We start from the raw sequence: 18629 nt of genomic DNA, 5'->3' as shown, positions 1-18629 counted from the left end.
CACGCCCGCCAAGGCCGCGGACCTGCTGCACCACAACTGTATTTCCATTTCAGGTGCACCGCAATTGCGGCGCTGGCCGTTTGATGTTGACGGCCGGGGCCGCACGGACAATGTGGAGTACATTGACGTGAAGGGCAATGTCTCGGCGAAGAATGCCGAAACCCTGTTGCAGCTTGCCGCCACCGGTGTTGGCATCATCCGCCTGACCGATGTCATTGTCGGCGACGGCATCCGCGCCGGATGGCTGGTGCCGGTGCTCAATTTTATTGTTTCTAAATTACATAATCTTAAATGTTAAATTTTTATTCGATTTTAACCAAAAAGCATGAATTAACTTCAATAAAAAACTCAAAACACGAACAATTAGATTTATTTAAAAAATAATTTAAAATAAATCTAATTTAGTTTAAAAAATTAACAAAAATGGTACTAATTTTGATACAGTTTTAATGAAATTTTAACCATCTATTTACTCTTAATTTTTTAATCCAAATGAAAACGAAAAACCTTGTTTATTTGTTCATTGCAGTTCTTATTTTTCAAGCTTGTGGCAGAAAATCAGCCACCGATTTTAATTCAGATTTTTCGTTATTTAAGGGTGTCATTTCAAACTTTACAGGAGGTATCGTCTCGGCGCAATCCGATATTCGAGTTGTGCTTGCTTTCGATAAAAAAGTTTGGGTTAAAGACCAAGTTTTAGACAACGATTTGTTTGATATTTCTCCGAGCGTAAACGGAAAAGTAGTGGCGTTATCTAGCAACACTATTGCTTTTATTCCTGAAAAAAAGCTAGATCCAGACACAGAATATCAAGTCACTTTAAAAGTTGACAAACTCTTAACGACTGTCAAAAAAGAGTTAGCTGAATTTAACTTTACTGTAAAAACGCTAAAGCAAGATTTTCTTGTCACTACACAAGATATTCAGTCTTACAGCAAAGATTATCAATACCTAAACTGTACACTAAAAACAGCCGATAATATTGATTTTGAAACCGCTCAAAAATTAGTAACTGCAGAGCAAGACGGTAAAAGTATTGCTGTAAAATTCATCAAATCGACAAGTACATCTACTGAATTCAAATTTATTATAGACAGTATTCAACGCTCAGACAACGATAGTAATCTCGAGATTTTATACGATGGAAATGATTTTGACATAGATCAAAAAGGCAAAATTGATTATACTATTATTGGAAAAGACAACTTCAAAGTGGTCAATGTTTCTATTCCAGAAGGCGACAATCAAACTTTGTTAATCAATTTTTCTGATGCTTTACAAAAAGGACAAGATTTTAAAGGATTGGTTAATATTCAAAACACAAAAAATTTAAAGTTTAGTACACAAGGTAATTTATTGAAAGTATTTTTTAATAATGAGGTCGAAAAACCAACCATAAAACCAGTCGTTACAGAAGCAATTGTTGAAGTTATTGACACTGTATCTGTTGCAGTCGATTCTGCTGCTGTTGCTGTTGAAGAAGTTGTAGAATATGTAGAGCCTATCGAAGAATCTACAACTCCAGAACAAATAGTGTCTGGAAATGTTTTAGTAGAAGTTTTTCAAGGTATTGAAAGTGAGAATGGTTACAAAATGAAACAAAATTTTTCGACAACTGTTTCGTTCGACCAAATAAAACCAAGTGTAAAATTTACCAAAAACGGTACTATTTTGCCAAGTTCTAACAATTTAAAACTCAATTTTGAAGCCGTAAACTTAAGCGCTGTCGATGTTAAGGTTTATAAAATATACAAAAACAACATCCTTCAGTTTTTGCAATATAATGATTTAAATGGAGCACAAAATCTAAAGAAAGTAGCACAACCTATTGCGAAAAGCACGATCAATTTAAAGGAAAATAAGTTGGTAAATTTTAGCGAATGGAACACTTTTGCACTCGATTTATCAAAAATTATCACACCAGAACCTGGTGCAATATATCGTGTTGAATTTTCATTCAAGAAAAAATATTCTCTTTATAAATGTGATGGTTCAACCGATGAAGAGGAAGCAACTGAAGAGGAGGCAATCGATGAAAATGACGTAAATTATAGCGAAAACAGCTATGATGACTATTATTACGAAGATTACGATTGGAGAGAAAGTGAAGATGCTTGTTCGCAATCTTACTTTTATAATACAACTATAGGAACAAATATTTTAGCTTCCGATTTAGGTGTAATTGCCAAACGTGGCGAAAACAAATCTTATCTATTTGCTGTAAATAATATTGTAACGACCGAACCTGTTTGTAACGCAAAAGTTGAATTATACAATTTTCAGCAGCAAAAACTAGCAACCGAAGCCACAAATAGCGAAGGAATTGCACAATTCGAGCTCGATAAATTCGCTTATTTTGCCATTGTTACCCTTGGCGACCAATCTACTTATGTAAAACTAGATGACGGAAACTCACTTTCTGTTAGTAATTTCGATGTCGCTGGAGAAGCTTTACAAAAAGGCTTGAAAGGTTTCATTTATGGAGAACGTGGCGTTTGGCGTCCTGGCGATAATTTGTACTTATCATTTATTTTTAATGATGCTTCCAATAAAATTCCAAATGCGCATCCAATAAAATTCAGACTCTCTGATCCTAACGGAAAAATAACCTATCAAACGATTCAAAAATCGAACGAACTCAATCATTATAGTTTTATAGTTCCTACCGATGCCGATGCGCCAACAGGAAGCTGGGAAGCTATGGTTAGTGTGGGTGGTGCAAAATTTTATAAAAACATTAAAATTGAAACCATCAAACCCAATCGGTTGAAAATTAAAAATATTTTTAAAAACGCAGTGCTTTCTTCTTCTTATCCAAACACCAGTAATTTGCAAGTCAATTGGCTTCATGGTGCTGTGGCAAAGGATTTAAAAGTAGAAATGCAAGCCAAATTTTCACAAGATGTTACTAGTTTTAAAGGTTTAGAGAAATATGATTTTGATGATGAAGTCCGTCAGTTTAGCACGGAAGAAATTAATGTTTTTTCAGGAAAAGTAGATGCAAACGGAAAAACTTCAGTTACGATCGATCCCAAACTACAAGGTCAAGCGGCAGGAATGCTAAAAGCCGCTTTTATGACTAAAGTTTATGAGGAAGGTGGCGATTTTAGCACCGATGTGATGGCAACAACCTATTCTCCTTACAAAACGTATGTAGGATTAAAATTGCCTGAATTAACAAAATACCAAATGCTAGAAACGAGAGTTAACAATCGTTTTGATGTGGTTACTGTCGATGAAAATGGTCGTCCAAAATCGGTAAGAAACCTAGAAGTAAAAGTATTTAAAGTAGAATGGCGTTGGTGGTGGGATTCATCAAACGATGATGTGTCCAATTACAATTCATCGAACGCAACCACTTCATACAAAACACTCAGAGTAAATACTGATGCCAACGGTAAAGGTAGCTTCCAATTTGCATTAACCGATGAAGAATGGGGACGCTATATGATTCGAGTTACCGATCCAACTGATGGTCATGCCACAGCACAAACTGTCAATATTGACTATCCTTATTGGTCAGGAAAAACAAGAAATACCGATGCTTCAACAGCCAATATGTTGGTTTTTTCTACCGATAAAAAGAATTATGCCGTAGGCGAAAGAGCACAAATATCTTTCCCTTCGAGTGAAGGTGGTCGTGCATTAATATCAATAGAAAACGGATCAAAAGTAGTACAAACACTTTGGGCAAAAACCAAAAAAGGAGAGACTAAAGTTGAAGTTCCTATTACAGCTACTATGGCGCCAAACGTGTATTTCAATATTACGTTATTGCAACCACATGCCTCGACTAAAAACGATTCGCCAATAAGAATGTACGGAATTGTCCCTATTGAAGTTATTGACAAAAACACGATTTTAGAACCTAAAATCGCCATGCCTGATGTTTTGAAACCAGAGCAAACGTTTAACGTAAAGGTGAGTGAGAAATCTGGTAAAGCCATGACTTACACCATTGCCGTTGTAGATGAAGGTCTATTAGATTTAACCCGATTTAAAACGCCAAATGCTTGGGACAGTTTCTATGTTCGTGAAGCTTTGGGTGTAAAAACTTGGGATATTTACGATGATGTAATTGGCGCTTATGGCGGAAAAGTAAACCAGATATTTAGTATTGGTGGTGATCAAGATTTGGGTGGTGGCAAAGCAAAAAAAGCCAACCGTTTTAAACCTGTTGTTATTTATTTGGGTCCATTCAAACTTGAGGCTGGTGATACTAAAACACACCAAATAAAATTACCAAAATATATTGGTTCGGTAAGAATAATGATAGTCGCTGGCGATGCTAAAACAAGTGCTTATGGTGCTGCCGACAAAGCGACGCCAGTTCGTAGTCCTTTGATGGCATTGGCTTCGTTACCACGAAAAATTTCTCCATCAGAAAAAGTGACGATTCCTGTGACGATTTTTGCGATGGAAAATCATGTGAAAAATGTTTCGGTACAAATAAAAACAAGTCCAGGTTTAAAAATTATCGGCAAAGCCATTCAAAATGTAACTTTCACTAGTCCTGATGAAAAAATGACGTATTTCAATCTTGAAGTTGGTGCTAGTACAGGAATTGCAAAAGTACAAGTCATTGCTACTTCTGGGAAAGAAAGATCTACTTATGATGTCGAGATTGATATGACGAATCCAAATCCTGTAACCAATACTTTTACAGATATTATTTTAGAACCAAATAGTTCTAAATCTATTTCTTGGAAAACATTTGGAGTAGCTGGAAGTAACAAAGCAAGATTGGAAGTTTCGTCTATGCCGTCTATTAATTTTAATGGGAGACTGCAATATTTAATTCAATATCCTCATGGTTGTGTCGAGCAAACTACTTCGTCTGTTTTCCCTCAATTGTATTTGAATGGTATTGCTGATATTAATGCCAATCGCAAAGCATTAATTCAGAAAAATGTAACAGCAGGAATTACAAGATTAGGTGGTTTCCAATTGGCAAATGGTGGCATGTCGTATTGGCAAGGAAGCACTTCTGCCGATGATTGGGGAAGTTCGTATGCAGGACATTTCTTGCTTGAAGCCGAGAAAAAGGGGTACGTTTTACCTATAAATTTCAAACAAAAATGGATTTCATACCAACAAAAAGAAGCTAAAAAATGGCGTTTTGAGGCAAAATACGGTAATGATTTTGCACAAGCGTATCGTTTGTACACCTTAGCATTAGCGGGTTCGCCTGACTTATCATCGATGAATAGATTGCGTGAAACTTCAGGAATTTCTAACGAAAGTAAACTGCGATTGGCCGCTGCTTATGTTTTAGCAGGACAAAAACAAGCGGGAATGGCATTGTTGTTAAAATCTAAAATAGATGAAGATTATAACAATAATTACAGCTATTACTATTATGGTTCTAGCGACCGTAATCGTGCGATGACATTAGAAACTTTAATCTTATTGGGTCAGAAACAAAAAGCATTTATCATGGCAAACAAATTAGCCAAACAAATGTCTGCTGACCAATGGATGAGCACACAAACTACTGCTTATTGTTTGTATTCTATGTCAAAATTCGCACAATTCAATGGTGGGAAAGGGATTCATGTTCAGTTTAATGATGGTGGAAAAACTTTAGGAATTAATACCAATAAAACATTGGCAGAAAGAAGTTTAACTATTAAAAATGGAGCAAACGGAATCACAATTAAAAACAACAAAAACAATACATTATATGTTCGCGTTTTAAATTCTGGTATTTTGCCTGTGGGACAAGAGCAAGTTGCTCAAAATAATTTGAGTGCCAAGGTTGTTTTCAAAAACAGAAAAGGAAGTATTATCAATGTTTCTAAAATAAATCAAGGTACCGAGTTTATTGCAGAAGTTACGATTAAAAACTTAAAAAATGAACGAGTTGATAATGTAGCATTGTCTCAAATTTTGCCTTCAGGTTTCGAAATTGTAAACACACGTTTTACTGATTTTGGCGATGCTACAAACAATGTTGCTGACTATATTGACATTAGAGATGACAGAACAAACTTCTATTTCCCATTAGGTTCGGGCGAAACTAAAACGTTTAGAGTATTGCTTAATGCTTCTTATTTAGGGAATTATTACTTGCCTGGATTGCAATGTGAAGCTATGTACGACAATACATTCCTAGCCAGAACTAAGGGTTTTTGGGTTGAAGTGGTAAAATAAAAATTAACCATAAAAGGCACAAAAGGAAAAAGTAGTTTATCTTTTGTGTCTTTTGTGGTAAAAAAAACAAAAACTTGAAAGCTAAAATAAAAGCGTTTCTACAGCGTATTTTAAATTATATAAAACAAAACAAAATAAAATCATCAATCGTATTCATACTTTTGATAGTTTATTATTTCTCACTGCCTAACACTTTATTTCAAGAACCTTATTCGACCGTAATTGAAAGTAAGGAAGGTGAATTATTAGGTGCTAAAATTGCTCGCGACGGGCAATGGCGATTTCCAGCGCAAGACAGTGTTCCTTATAAATTCAAGAAATGTATTGTATATTTTGAAGACGAATATTTTTACAAACATCCTGGGTTTAATCCAGTAGCGATGGTCAATGCCATCAAGCAAAACCAAAAAGCTGGAAAAGTAGTTCGTGGCGGAAGTACCTTAACTCAACAGGTAATTCGTTTGTCTCGAAAAGGAAAAAACAGAACTTATTTCGAAAAAGTAATAGAAATCATATTAGGAACTCGTTTAGAATTACGTCATTCTAAAGATAAAATTTTAGAATTATATGCCGCTCATGCCCCTTTTGGTGGAAATGTAGTAGGTTTAGAAATGGCTTCTTGGCGTTATTTTGGTGTGCAATCCCATCAATTATCTTGGGCGGAGAGTGCTACTTTAGCGGTTTTACCCAACGCACCAAGTTTAATTTACCCTGGTAAAAATCAACAAAAATTACTAAGAAAGCGAAACAATCTTTTATTAAAATTAAAAACTGAAGGTATTATTGATACGCAAACTTATGAATTGGCTATTGATGAACCTTTGCCACAAAAACCATACGATTTACCTCAAATTGCGTCACATCTTTTGCAACGAGTAGCCAAAAATCAAGAAGGAACTCGGTTAAAAACGACTGTTGACATTGCATTACAAAATCGTGTCAATCAAATAGCGAAATATTATTACAATCAGTACAAACAAAACGAAGTGAACAACTTGGCTATTATTGTTATTGATATTAAAACTAGAAATATAATTAGCTACGTTGGTAATTCTCCAACCGATTTAAATCATCAGAAAGATGTAGATATTATCGAAGCGCCGCGAAGTACGGGAAGTATTCTAAAACCATTATTATATGCAGCTATGCTCGATGAAGGCGAGATTTTGCCCAACACGTTAGTTGCCGATATTCCTACTCAGATTTCAGGTTATACACCACAAAATTTCAATTTAACATTCGATGGCGCAGTTCCAGCACACAGAGCGTTGTCTCGTTCTTTGAATATTCCGTCTGTTTTAATGTTACAGGATTATGGTGTAAATAAATTTTATGAAGAATTGCAAAGATTCAAACTCAGAGATATTTCGAAGTCGCCAGATCATTACGGATTATCACTCATTCTTGGTGGTGCCGAAAGCAATTTGTGGGATTTGTGCAGGACTTATGCAGGAATGTCATCGACGGTAGATTATTTTAATAAAAACAATGGTAATTACAGGACAAAAGAATTTGTAGAGTTAAATTACGATCATAATTTCACTCCAGATTTTGGTTCCAACAGCAAACAAAAAACCATTTTGGGAGCTGGTGCGATTTGGCAAACCTACAATGCAATGGAAGGAGTAAACCGTCCTGAAGGTGATGAAGCTTGGAAATTTTATGACAGTTCACTAAAAATCGCATGGAAAACTGGAACTAGTTTTGGTAATCGAGACGCATGGGCTATTGGTACAAATTCTCGATATGTGGTAGGTGTTTGGGTAGGAAATGCTTCGGGCGAAGGACGACCAACGCTAACTGGAGTTACAAGTGCTGCTCCTATATTGTTTGATGTATTTAATTTGTTGCCAAGACAAAAATGGTTCGACACACCTTTATTAGATTTGGCAGAAGTAGAAGTTTGTATACTCAGCGGTCATTTGGCGCAAGAAGATTGTCCAAAAATAAAACAATATGTTCCACTGAAAGGAAAAACAACATCTATTTGTCCTTATCACAAAACGGTGCATTTAGATAAAATCGAAAAATACAGGGTAAACAGCAGTTGCGAAAATGTGGAAAATATCTTGACTAAAAAATGGTTTGTATTGCCTCCAGTGATGGAATGGTATTACAAAAACCAACATGTAGATTATTTGCCTTTGCCTCCTTACAGAAATGATTGCACAGGAACGTTAACCGCTTCGATGGATTTTATTTACCCGAAAACCAATAGTAAAATATATTTAACCAAAAATTTTAATAGCGAAATACAACCTGTAATTCTAAAAATAGCACATTCTAATAGAGAAACCGAAATTTTCTGGTATGTAGATAATGTATATAAAGGTTCGACCAAAACTTTTCACGAAATGCCAATAACGCCTACCGAAGGATTTCATTATATTACCGTGGTTGATGAAAGCGGCTATGAGATTAGAAAGAAAATTGAGATTGTGAGGGAATGATGTTTAAACCAAAAAACCTAAACGAAAGTTTAGGTTTTTTCTTAGCAGAGAGAAAGGGATTCGAACCCTCGATATGTTGCCATATACACGCTTTCCAAGCGTGCGCCTTCAGCCACTCGGCCACCTCTCTTTTTATGTTTTGCAAATAAAAGAATAAATTTCTTGGGAAGTAAACAATTATGGTATTAATTCATCTCGCCACGCAAAGAAGTTTCGAAAATGGTTTTGAAAACATTTGGAGCTACTTTTTGTCCTAACAAATACATGAGCTTTGTAATTGCTGCTTCAGTGGTGATATCTTTTCCTGAAATAATGCCAATTTTCTTGAGTTGTGAGCTGGTTTCGTACTGACCCATATTGACACTTCCTCCAGAACATTGAGTCACATTTATAATATGCAATTCGTTTTTTATTGCGTTTTCGAGTAAATCGACAAACCATTTTTCGGTAGGAGCATTGCCAGAACCATAGGTTTCTAATACGATTCCTTTTAGATTTGGTATTGATAAAATAGTTTGAATTACTTTTTCATTAATACCCGGAAAAACTTTTATAATGACCACATTGTCATCAAAATTTGTATTTACTTTTAGTTTTTTAGTAACTGTATTCTTTAATAAAATATTTTCATTAACATTTAAATGAACGCCAGATTCTGCTAATGCGGGAAAATTTGGCGAAGCAAAAGCACTAAAATGTTCTGCACTTATTTTTGTAGTTCTGTTTCCGCGATACAATTTGTATTCAAAATACAAACAAACCTCATTGATAATCGACTTGTTTTTGTTTTTTAGTGATGCTACTTGAATGGCTGTGATTAGATTTTCTTTGGCATCGGTTCTTAAATCTCCAATAGGCAATTGAGAACCTGTAAAAACAACTGGTTTGTTTAGGTTTTCTAACATAAAACTTAATGCTGAAGCGGAATACGACATCGTATCTGATCCATGCAAAACAACAAAGCCATCGTAATTATCGTAATTATCTTTTAGAATTATGGCTATTTTTTTCCATTCTTCGATATTCATATTCGAAGAATCGATAGGTTTCTCGAACGAAACCGTTGCGATGTTGCAGTCTAGTAATTTAAGTTCGGGAATATTTTTTAGTAATTTCTTAAAATTGAATGCTTTGAGAACACCAGTTTCAAAATCCTTTACCATTCCTATGGTTCCACCAGTATATATGAGAAGTATATTGGCTTTAGATAGCATCATTATATTTCATTTTATTTGCAACGGGATTGGCATACATAGCAAGAAAACCTTCTACCATTTGTGCGTTTTTAGCATCTATTTTTAGTTCTAAACGACGTTCAAACAGCGATTTTTCGTTTTCGGTATAATGGCTCGAAAACTTGTCTGTTTTATACAATATATCGTAAGCTATAAAATTTGTTGTCCACAATTTATAAGATTTCAAAATCGATTCATCAACAACTTGTGTCAAAGATTGAATTTGTTTGTTTGTGTTTGAAAATTCTGCTTTAATTATATCTAATTCAGAATCTAAAATATCTCCAATATGTATGTGAATTCGTTTTTTCTGACCCAAAACACCACTCAAAATATTTTGAAAGTCCTCATTGTCGCTTTTAATGTAGGTTTCCTGATTGGCTTCTGCCATAAGTTGTGGCATTTTTAGCGCATCGGTCGGATCGTACTCGTAAGAAATAGAAACGGGAACAATTTTTAATTCCTTACAATAATCCATCGCATCTTTATTGGAAGCCATTGTTAGCATTTTTAGCACGCCCGAATTTGTTGCGTCGTTACCATCTTTGGTTCTTCCTTCACGTTGTGCAATCCAAACAGAACGGTTTTCGTGCAACAATAATTGCTCGATATATTCCGACATTAAACGAGAACTTTGTAACAATTCTCTTGGCGATAATCCTCTTTGAACAATAAAATTTCGGTTTAATTTAGAAAGTAATTTCAGAAAATCTTTTTTTACTAAATTGTCCCCAATTGCAGATGCTGTCATCACCAATTCATGTTCGAAAAGTGCGGCATTTAGCAAAGATGTATCGAGAATTATATCGCGATGGTTTGATATAAAAAGGTAAGCGGTATTCTTTTCTAATTTTTCGAAACCTGAAGTTGACAGGCCTTCGGAGCTTTTTTCGAGTACTTTTTGAATGGTTTCGTATATAAAATTACACTGAAAATCTCGAATAGAATGCGTTTTGCGAAGTTGATTTTTCCAAACTTCATCATCAACTCCTGGAAAAGCAAAATTCATCATCGCTTTAAGCATCGGATGTTTCAAAGACGCTTGTAAAGCTTGGTTTACTTCGGCATCATAATAAGGACGAATGGTATCAAATTTTGACATATTGTAACTTAAATTATTCCTACAAAGAACGGATTTTTTTTTGAAATATAATTAACAGTTTTTAAAAATGGACAAAGCATTTTTAGTCGTAATTCTAGCAATTTCTTCTACTGGAAGATTGTAAATTTTCGATAGTTTATCAGCAACTAAAGTGACGTAAGAACTTTCGTTTCGTTTTCCTCGAAAAGGAGCTGGTGCTAGATATGGCGAATCGGTTTCTAGAACGATATTTTCAATATCTATTTGATGTAAAAACTGGTCTATTTTTCCATTTTTGAAAGTTACAACACCACCAATTCCGAGTTTCATATTATATGAAATAGCTTGTAGGGCTTGTTCGTAATCTCCTGAAAAACAATGAAAAATTCCGAATAAATCATCACTTTTTTCTAGTTCTAGGACCTCAAATATTTCATCAAAAGCATCGCGACAATGGATATTTATAGGTAATTTATACTTTTTTGCCAATTGTATTTGATGTTGAAAAGCTTTTTTCTGAATGTCTAAAGTGGTTTTGTCCCAATATAAATCGATACCAATTTCGCCAATGGCAGAAAATTTTCTCTTGGCTAATTCGGTTTCTACGTGTTGCAATTCTTCGAGATAATTCTCTTTTACATAACACGGATGCAAACCCATCATTAGAAAAATATTTTCAGGATATTGTGCTTCTAAATCATACATTTTTTGGGTATAACTAGCATCTATCGATGGAATAAAAAATCGACAAACTCCTTTTGAAATCGCATTTTGAATCATTTCATCTCGATTTGAATCGAATTCTGAAGAATATAAATGGGTGTGGGTATCTGTTAGTGACATTTCAAATAAATAAGAAACAAAGATACGATGGTTAACAGATTAATCTAAAATTTTTAATAGTTTTTCAACTTGATTATAATTTTCATAATCGGTAGGAATTGTTAGTAAAATCTCTTTACAAGATTTATAGTCTTTTTGTTTAAGTTTAGATAAGGCTAAATACCAAGTTGCAGTATTTGTATAAATAGATTTGCCTTTTATAATGTCATTTAAAACCAATTCTGAATCCGCAAACCGATTGTCTTCAAGCAACGAAATGGCATAAAAATATTTAATTTCTGGTCTTGGATATTCTTTAAGAACCAGTTCGAAATTTACAATGGCAACTTTATATTTTTTATTATTAAATGCCTCTTGAGCAAGTTTTAGCGATTGGATTGTTTTACCACGTTCTATAAAATGCGCTTGTTCGTGCTGGTTATAATCTCCATATTCTGGGCTGTTGTTTTGAAAAATTTGCAATCCGAAAAATAAAGCAAAAACCGCTGCAATGGCATATACAAAAGTTTTTAATTGAATAATTTTCCCTTTTTTAGGTTTATTTTCTACAAATGATTCCGTAGCAAATGATTTCAAACTTTCTTTGAATGCAACTGTTTCTGGTGAAAATTTAGTTTTTAAAAACTGATTTGATTCTTTATAGATTTCAAATTTTTCTTTGATGTCAGAATCATTTTGAAGTTGGTTTTCAAATATTATTCTCTCTTCCAGCGAAAGTTCGTTGCTAAGATAATTTTCAAATACTATGTATAACTCTTCATTCATGACTTAGGGTTTTAATGTTTTGTATTTACTTGATTGCTGAATCATTTCTGTAAGTTGCCCTGTACAAAGCGATTTCTTCTTGCGCACATAACCATAAGTTACATTTAGTTTTTGCGCTACTTCTTCCATAGTTTTTGTTATAAAACTTAGCTTGAGTACTTCTTGGCATTTTTCTCCTAATTTTTGAAACATTTCGTCAAATAATGACTGCTTTTCTTCAAACATTTCGGTTTGATTCGCCATCTCTAAGGCCGATTCATCTTTATATACATCCTCATTAATAATTGTTACCTCTTTATTTGAAGCTTTTTTTATTTCGTTTAGCCAACGCCTTTTGCACAACAAGAAAAAATAAGCATCAAAAGGACAAGAAAGTTGTAATCCCTTTGTTTTGGCTTGATTATAAATAGTAATTAGCACTTCTTGAATAACATCTTGGGCACGATCTTCATCTCCAGAATTTGTTTTGATATAATAAATCACTTTGGGTGCAAACTTCTTATATATAGATTGAATTACTGCCGAATTATTATTGGCAAGACCATCAATATATAACTGGTCTTCATGAACAGTATAATTAGCCATAAAAAAACTTTTCATCGAAAATAATAAAAAAAAGGGTAACAAATTAATTATGCTGTTGATATGAATATATAACCGTTAAATAACAACATTAAAAACTAGAAATCATGAAATCAGGAATTAAAAAATTAGGAACATTAGCTTTATTAGCCATTACATTATTAAGCTGCTCACCAAGTAATCCTCCATTACCACCTTTGCCTCTAGCTTGTAACACAGTAGGAACAGATTTTCAAAACCTTTATGCGGTAACTTTAGCAAGTAACGCTCTTTATGACAATTATACTACTATGGATTTAGTTACCCATGAATATACTTTTACCGTAAGTGCAAATAAAACTATTTGTACACTTGGCTATCAAGGAAATGCAACTCTTTTTGCTAGTAGTATTCCTTACACAATGGAAATTTATAACAATACAACCAGCACTTTGGTTTATTCTGGGAACATTGTTTTTAATTCTGCTTCGACCGATTATCAACCTATTACACCAACACCGCTTATTGCTGGGAATAGCTACACAATTAGGCGAAATGCTAATAATTACCTTGGAAACATAGGAAACACGATAGGTAGAATTTGCAGAAAAAATGCTGGTCCAAATCAATTTCCTGCTACGAATGGGGTATTAACCATTACGGCTTCTGATTTTTATGGAACAGGAGGTCCAGTGCCTAATTTTGGAATTCCTTATATAGATATTGTCTTTCAATAAAAAATAATTCTAAAACTGAGGTAACAATATCAAACCTTAATTGATATAACTATACAAACAATAAATAACAACATTAAAAATTAGAAATCATGAAAAATTTAAAAAACATTTCACTAGCAGTATTGGTAACAGTAGCATTAGCAAGTTGTAGTAATGACGACAACAATGATCCAATCGCACAATTACCGCCGTCATCTCAAGAATTTCAAGGAATTAGAGAAATAGCATTGCAGCATCAAACACAGAACTTTACAGCAACGGCAGGAACAGGAATGATCGCATTAACCTCTTCAAAAGGAGTTACAATAAACCTGAACGGGAACAACCTTACAAAAAACGGAAATCCCGTAACAGGAACTTTCGATATAAAATTTATAGAACTTTTTGACAAAGGAACCATGTTAGTAACAAATAAACCTACAATGGGTGTTATGCCAAATGGTGATAAAGGAATTTTGATTTCTGGTGGGGAATTTTATATAAATGCTACTCAAGGGGGAGTTCAGCTAGCAACACTGTCATCTATACAACTCAATGTGCCAAATAGTTTATCGGGAGATCCTATAGACAATACAATGGTATTTTGGACAGGAGACACAACAGATGCAGATAATTTAGCTTGGAAAAGAGACGGAGGAACACCAGCGGGAGGTCAAGGTGGTGCTGTAGATTTTAATCAAAATAGCTACAATGTAACTTTCGGAAACTTTGGTTGGACAAACATAGACCGTTTTTATAGCGACCCTAGACCAAAAACTCAAATACTTGCTGCAGTTCCAGCAGGATACGATAATACAAATAGCTCTATTTACTTATCTGTAGATGGTGAAGGTCAGAATCAATTAGCAAAATTTGACACTTATAATGCAATAACACAACAGTTTAGCGAGCATTATGGTCAAATTCCAATTGGGTTATTGTGTCACATCATTTTTGCCACCGAAGACAACGGACAATGGAGATATGGTATAAAAGCGGTAACTACAACAGCAAACGCCGTTTATGCATTCTCTCTAGCAGAAACTACCGTAGGAACTGAAACACAAATGATTGCAGCAATAAACGCAATACAATAAAACTTAGTTTGTTTGGTTAATTTGGAAAAAGTGATGGTTTATCTATCACTTTTTCTTACATTTATAAATAATTTGAAGTTATTTCCCGCACCCGAGCCTGAAAGAGCGAACTGGCGAAGCAATCCGTTACAATCTTTTGTTTGCCAAAAAAAGGCAAGACAAAAGGATTTTCACTACTATCGGGGCTAAAAAACAGGTCATTATGAAACGGTTTCTATCAATCACCATTTTTTTAATACTTTTTTGTTTTCCTGAATTTGCTAAAGGACAAACAAAAGTAAAAGACACTATAATCCGTAGAGCCAATATTGGTTACGACAAGAACGGAAACCAAGTGTCTCTAAAACCAGAAGTACCACCACTTATACAAGTAGCTGGAGCGCCAAAAGCCAGTTATTCTTACTTTTGGGAAATGGGCGACGGTAATTATAGTAAAGAACCAACACCAAAACATGTTTATAAAAAGAAAAAAGAATACAAAGTAAATCTTTCGGTAACTAATAATTATGACAATGGGAAGCCACCTAAAACTCGCCCAAGAACGGTTGCTATAAATGAGATAACAAATACACAATTCTCTGAAATAGCCTCGCTACAAGACACAATACAATACAAAATTTTCAATAATCGGGAACCGGTTCCAGAGGAAGAAATGGTTGTTGTGGTTAGCTATAGAAACCCTTTAAACTATGTTGCTAATGGGAAATTATATTTATTTTATAACGACAAGGAATTCAAAAATAATAATTTCGAATTACTAGAAACCAGAACTCATTTTGGAGAAAAAGAAGTGATAGAAGACGGTTTTGCTTGTTCCAACGAAATGAATAATTCATACGAAAATATAGCTTCCGCAGTTTCAATACCAATGTTTAGAAGCACATTTTCACCAGACGAAAATCTAGATTTAACATTATTAGAATCTAAAACATTATTTAGAAATGTAAAAATTTTAGAGTTTGACAACATTAATGTTAATGAAACTCGAAACCTGTTTTTCACATTCAAAACAACTCCAGAAATGATAAAAGACACTTCGGCAACTGTTAAAATGAGAGGTGTTTATGTTCCTGATAGAAATTATAAAAACCACAAGAAAAAAACACTCGAAATGGAAATTGTGACTTCTCATGACCCAAACAAAATGTCGAGTAATGCTGCATTTATGAACTATCGATTGGTACGATTTAAAAAAGTAAATTTCAAAACTCGTTTTCAAAATGACGGCGAAGGACCAGCAAGAACCATTCGATTGGAAACCGATATTCCAGGTATGTTCGACAAAAAAACATTGCAAATTGTAGATTCTTACCCAAAATGCCCCATTTGCCCAAAAGGAGAAGAAGTAAATTATAGTTGTTTAGATACTATTATCAAGCAAAAACAAAAACAAATACATTTCACTTTCAAAAATATTTATCTACCAGGAAGCACGCAAAAAAACGTAATCGAAAAAGACAGCACAAAAGGTTTTGTAAAATATACTATGAAGTTTGTCAAAGATTTTCATAAAGAAAGTACACAAAGTAAAACCGCTATTATTTTCGACAAAAATGAACCTGTAATTACAAATTATTCGACAACGAGATTTTTGCCAGGGGTTTCTATTGGTGTAAAAACTGGTTATAATTTATTTCCAAATTTAGAAAACTCTAAAAGCTATTTTGTTGCCGCAACAATATCTCCATACAAATCATACAAATGGTATTGGCAAGTAGAATGGCAAAATAATTTTCATAAATACCAATCTGAAACAACAATAAATGATGAATTAGTAAATAAAAATGGCGCTATATTACAACTTCAACGAACAACTTCAACAACAAATTTTGAGAATTTAGTTATGGAAATTCCTGTTTTAATACGATATAATATTAACAATTATATTGGTCTTGGAGCAGGAATACAAAACAGAATAAATATCTCTGAGAAGCAAAATTTCCTAACCAATACTAAACTTTACGAAAGCACAAATACTAATTTTTTGGTCAAAGAGAATTACAAAACAACTGAAACCAAACAATCATTTTCGCATTATAAATCTGGGGTTTTATTAGATGTTACAGCTGGTTTTGCTAGGATAGGACCAAGCTTAGGTATTAGGTATAATGTGAGTTTCGAGAAAAACTTTAATTACATACAGTTTTACGGAATTTGGAAATTCTAAATCATCAAAATGAAAATTTTCCACCTCCTTTTAATAGTTACCCAAATTTCATTTTCTCAAGTTGCTAAAACTACTTTAGAAGATAAAATTTACAACACCGTAGATGTTTTTGTAGCAAACCCAAACATCGAAAATTTACAAAAATTAGAAATTGAAGAAAATAATTTTAAACCAATTTCCAAAGCAGAACTCCTAGCTTTAGTAATCCTAAACTGCAACAAAGGATATTACGAAAATCAATTTAGTCTGACCAATAAAGCGATTTCAAGTTACGAAAAAGCATGGCGATTATTTCAGAAAAATAAACTTACTAATTATGATATTACTGAATATTGTTTGAAACCGTTGGGTAATCTTTATACTATTATTGGCGACTACGACAATGCGGAAAATACTATAAAACAATATTTTTTTATTGCAAATGTCGAAGGTAATGAGCAACAAAAAATAAGCGCAATTCTTAATTTATCGAGTGTCTATCAAAGTTCTGGCAGAAGTGATTTAGCTATTGTTTTATTAGAAAAAACGATTAAAACGGAAAGATTAACAACCAGTCAAAAGGGAGTTTTATTAAATAATTTAGGAACAAATTATTTAATAACTAATGATTATCAAAAAGCTAAAAAAGCTTTAGAAACATCGATAAAGTTATTAGAAGGCAATAAATCACAATCGCAAAATGTATCGAATGCTTATAGGAATCTATCCCGAATTTATGGTCAAGAACAAAATTTTGTATTGGCTAATTTTTATTTTGGAAAGGCAAAAGTAGAATTTGAAAAAACTAAAAATCAAGAACCTCGGAAAATTGCCAAACTTTTTTATGAAAATGCTTTGTTGCTTTTCGAACAAAATAAAATTACCGAGGCAAATCTTTTTATTGATGCAACTTATAAAGTTTTAATTCCAAATTATTCTAATAAAAAAAGTCTTTTGCCCAGCAAGAAATCACTTTATGCAGAAACTATTTTATTAGATGTTTTAGATTTACAAGCTGTTGTTTTTCTAAAAGAAAACAAACCCCAAAAAGCATTAGAAAGTTATATGCTTTCTTTTTACATAGAAGATTTATTTCAGTCATTATTGGTGTATGAGAATTCTAAAATTATATCTCAAACTAGAAATAGAAAGCGAACTGAAAAATGCATTGAAATTTATGATTATTTGTATCAAAAAAAAAAAAACATCAGTTATACAGAGAAAGCTTTTTTGTTGTCTGAAAAAACGAAATCGACTGTTTTAAAAAATTATATTAGTCAAAGTAAAATAATTTCTAACAAGGAAAAAGCTATTTTAGAACAATTACAAAATTGGAATAATATAATTGTAAGAGAGCAACAAAAACTAGAATTAGCGGATATCTCAAAAATAAATTTTGCAATAAAAAGACAAAATGAACTGATGTTATTGTTAAAATCGATTAAGTATAAATCAGGTATTTCATCTGAACAGAACATAAAACTGATAAGTTTATTCCAAAAATTAGAAAAAGACAAAGCAATTCTAATTTCTTATTTTTCAGGTGCCGAAAATATGTACTCATTTACTTTTCAAAACCATA

The 18629-nt window shown here is 33.3% G+C and carries 11 protein-coding genes, 1 tRNA gene and 1 pseudogene; 7 read left to right on the top strand and 6 right to left on the bottom strand.

Going from position 1 to position 18629, the window contains the following annotated elements; translation table 11 throughout:
- The 3 genes and pseudogenes from ACH2BG_RS05730 to pbpC all read left to right on the top strand — a co-directional run.
- A pseudogene (locus tag ACH2BG_RS05730) lies at positions 1-298 on the top strand (hypothetical protein); the annotation flags it as partial.
- 194 nt (positions 299-492) lie between these two features.
- Positions 493-6153 carry an alpha-2-macroglobulin gene (locus ACH2BG_RS05725; RefSeq protein ID WP_395046756.1) on the top strand — a complete coding sequence of 1887 codons (5661 nt, stop codon included), beginning with the start codon at positions 493-495 and terminating at the stop codon, positions 6151-6153.
- 74 nt (positions 6154-6227) lie between these two features.
- Complete coding sequence (pbpC, locus tag ACH2BG_RS05720) at positions 6228-8603, top strand: penicillin-binding protein 1C (RefSeq protein WP_395046755.1); 2376 nt, start codon at positions 6228-6230, stop codon at positions 8601-8603.
- A 45-nt stretch (positions 8604-8648) separates the two neighbouring features.
- Here pbpC and ACH2BG_RS05715 read toward each other — a convergent pair.
- The 6 genes from ACH2BG_RS05715 to ACH2BG_RS05690 form a co-directional block, all read right to left on the bottom strand.
- Positions 8649-8733, bottom strand: a tRNA-Ser gene (locus ACH2BG_RS05715).
- 55 nt (positions 8734-8788) lie between these two features.
- Entirely contained in the window at positions 8789-9817 is a 1029-nt protein-coding gene (locus tag ACH2BG_RS05710) for an asparaginase (protein WP_395046757.1), read from the bottom strand.
- Positions 9807-10940 (bottom strand): 1-acyl-sn-glycerol-3-phosphate acyltransferase, encoded by a 1134-nt coding sequence (locus ACH2BG_RS05705; protein ID WP_395046754.1) that lies wholly within the window; start codon positions 10938-10940, stop codon positions 9807-9809. Before ACH2BG_RS05705 ends, ACH2BG_RS05710 begins: the two co-directional genes overlap by 11 nt.
- 51 nt (positions 10941-10991) lie before the next feature.
- Positions 10992-11762, bottom strand: a complete 771-nt coding sequence (locus ACH2BG_RS05700) for a TatD family hydrolase (protein WP_395046753.1) — start codon at positions 11760-11762, stop codon at positions 10992-10994.
- Between the two features lie 39 nt (positions 11763-11801).
- Positions 11802-12527 (bottom strand): tetratricopeptide repeat protein, encoded by a 726-nt coding sequence (locus ACH2BG_RS05695; protein ID WP_395046752.1) that lies wholly within the window; start codon positions 12525-12527, stop codon positions 11802-11804.
- 3 nt (positions 12528-12530) lie between these two features.
- The gene (locus ACH2BG_RS05690; protein WP_395046751.1) at positions 12531-13112 is read right to left on the bottom strand and encodes an RNA polymerase sigma factor; all 582 of its coding nucleotides are present in this window, start codon (positions 13110-13112) and stop codon (positions 12531-12533) included.
- A gap of 104 nt (positions 13113-13216) precedes the next feature.
- Here ACH2BG_RS05690 and ACH2BG_RS05685 point away from each other — a divergent pair, with 104 nt between their 5' ends.
- The 4 genes from ACH2BG_RS05685 to ACH2BG_RS05670 form a co-directional block, all read left to right on the top strand.
- Positions 13217-13825: a hypothetical protein gene (locus ACH2BG_RS05685; RefSeq protein WP_395046750.1), complete on the top strand. Its 609-nt coding sequence runs from the start codon at positions 13217-13219 to the stop codon at positions 13823-13825.
- A gap of 89 nt (positions 13826-13914) precedes the next feature.
- Positions 13915-14901, top strand: a complete 987-nt coding sequence (locus tag ACH2BG_RS05680; protein ID WP_395046749.1) for a hypothetical protein — start codon at positions 13915-13917, stop codon at positions 14899-14901.
- Between the two features lie 202 nt (positions 14902-15103).
- Entirely contained in the window at positions 15104-17068 is a 1965-nt protein-coding gene (locus ACH2BG_RS05675; RefSeq protein ID WP_395046748.1) for a PKD domain-containing protein, read from the top strand.
- 9 nt (positions 17069-17077) lie between these two features.
- Positions 17078-18629: tetratricopeptide repeat protein (locus ACH2BG_RS05670; protein WP_395046747.1), on the top strand; the 1552-nt coding region annotated here is incomplete at its 3' end.

This window comes from Flavobacterium sp., from assembly GCF_043779715.1.
GTDB lineage: Bacteria > Bacteroidota > Bacteroidia > Flavobacteriales > Flavobacteriaceae > Flavobacterium.
The sequence above is the reverse complement of the archived record's forward strand: the minus strand, read 5'-3'. Positions and strand labels throughout refer to the sequence as shown.

Excerpts from the sequence above, each read along its gene's own strand:
- ACH2BG_RS05705 (WP_395046754.1), bottom strand. The coding sequence starts at position 10,940 with ATGTCAAAATTTGATACCATTCGTCCTTATTATGATGCCGAAGTAAAC.
- ACH2BG_RS05690 (WP_395046751.1), bottom strand. The coding sequence starts at position 13,112 with ATGGCTAATTATACTGTTCATGAAGACCAGTTATATATTGATGGTCTT.
- ACH2BG_RS05695 (WP_395046752.1), bottom strand. The coding sequence starts at position 12,527 with ATGAATGAAGAGTTATACATAGTATTTGAAAATTATCTTAGCAACGAA.
- ACH2BG_RS05710 (WP_395046757.1), bottom strand. The coding sequence starts at position 9,817 with ATGCTATCTAAAGCCAATATACTTCTCATATATACTGGTGGAACCATA.
- ACH2BG_RS05680 (WP_395046749.1), top strand. The coding sequence starts at position 13,915 with ATGAAAAATTTAAAAAACATTTCACTAGCAGTATTGGTAACAGTAGCA.
- ACH2BG_RS05700 (WP_395046753.1), bottom strand. The coding sequence starts at position 11,762 with ATGTCACTAACAGATACCCACACCCATTTATATTCTTCAGAATTCGAT.
- ACH2BG_RS05725 (WP_395046756.1), top strand. The coding sequence starts at position 493 with ATGAAAACGAAAAACCTTGTTTATTTGTTCATTGCAGTTCTTATTTTT.
- ACH2BG_RS05685 (WP_395046750.1), top strand. The coding sequence starts at position 13,217 with ATGAAATCAGGAATTAAAAAATTAGGAACATTAGCTTTATTAGCCATT.
- ACH2BG_RS05675 (WP_395046748.1), top strand. The coding sequence starts at position 15,104 with ATGAAACGGTTTCTATCAATCACCATTTTTTTAATACTTTTTTGTTTT.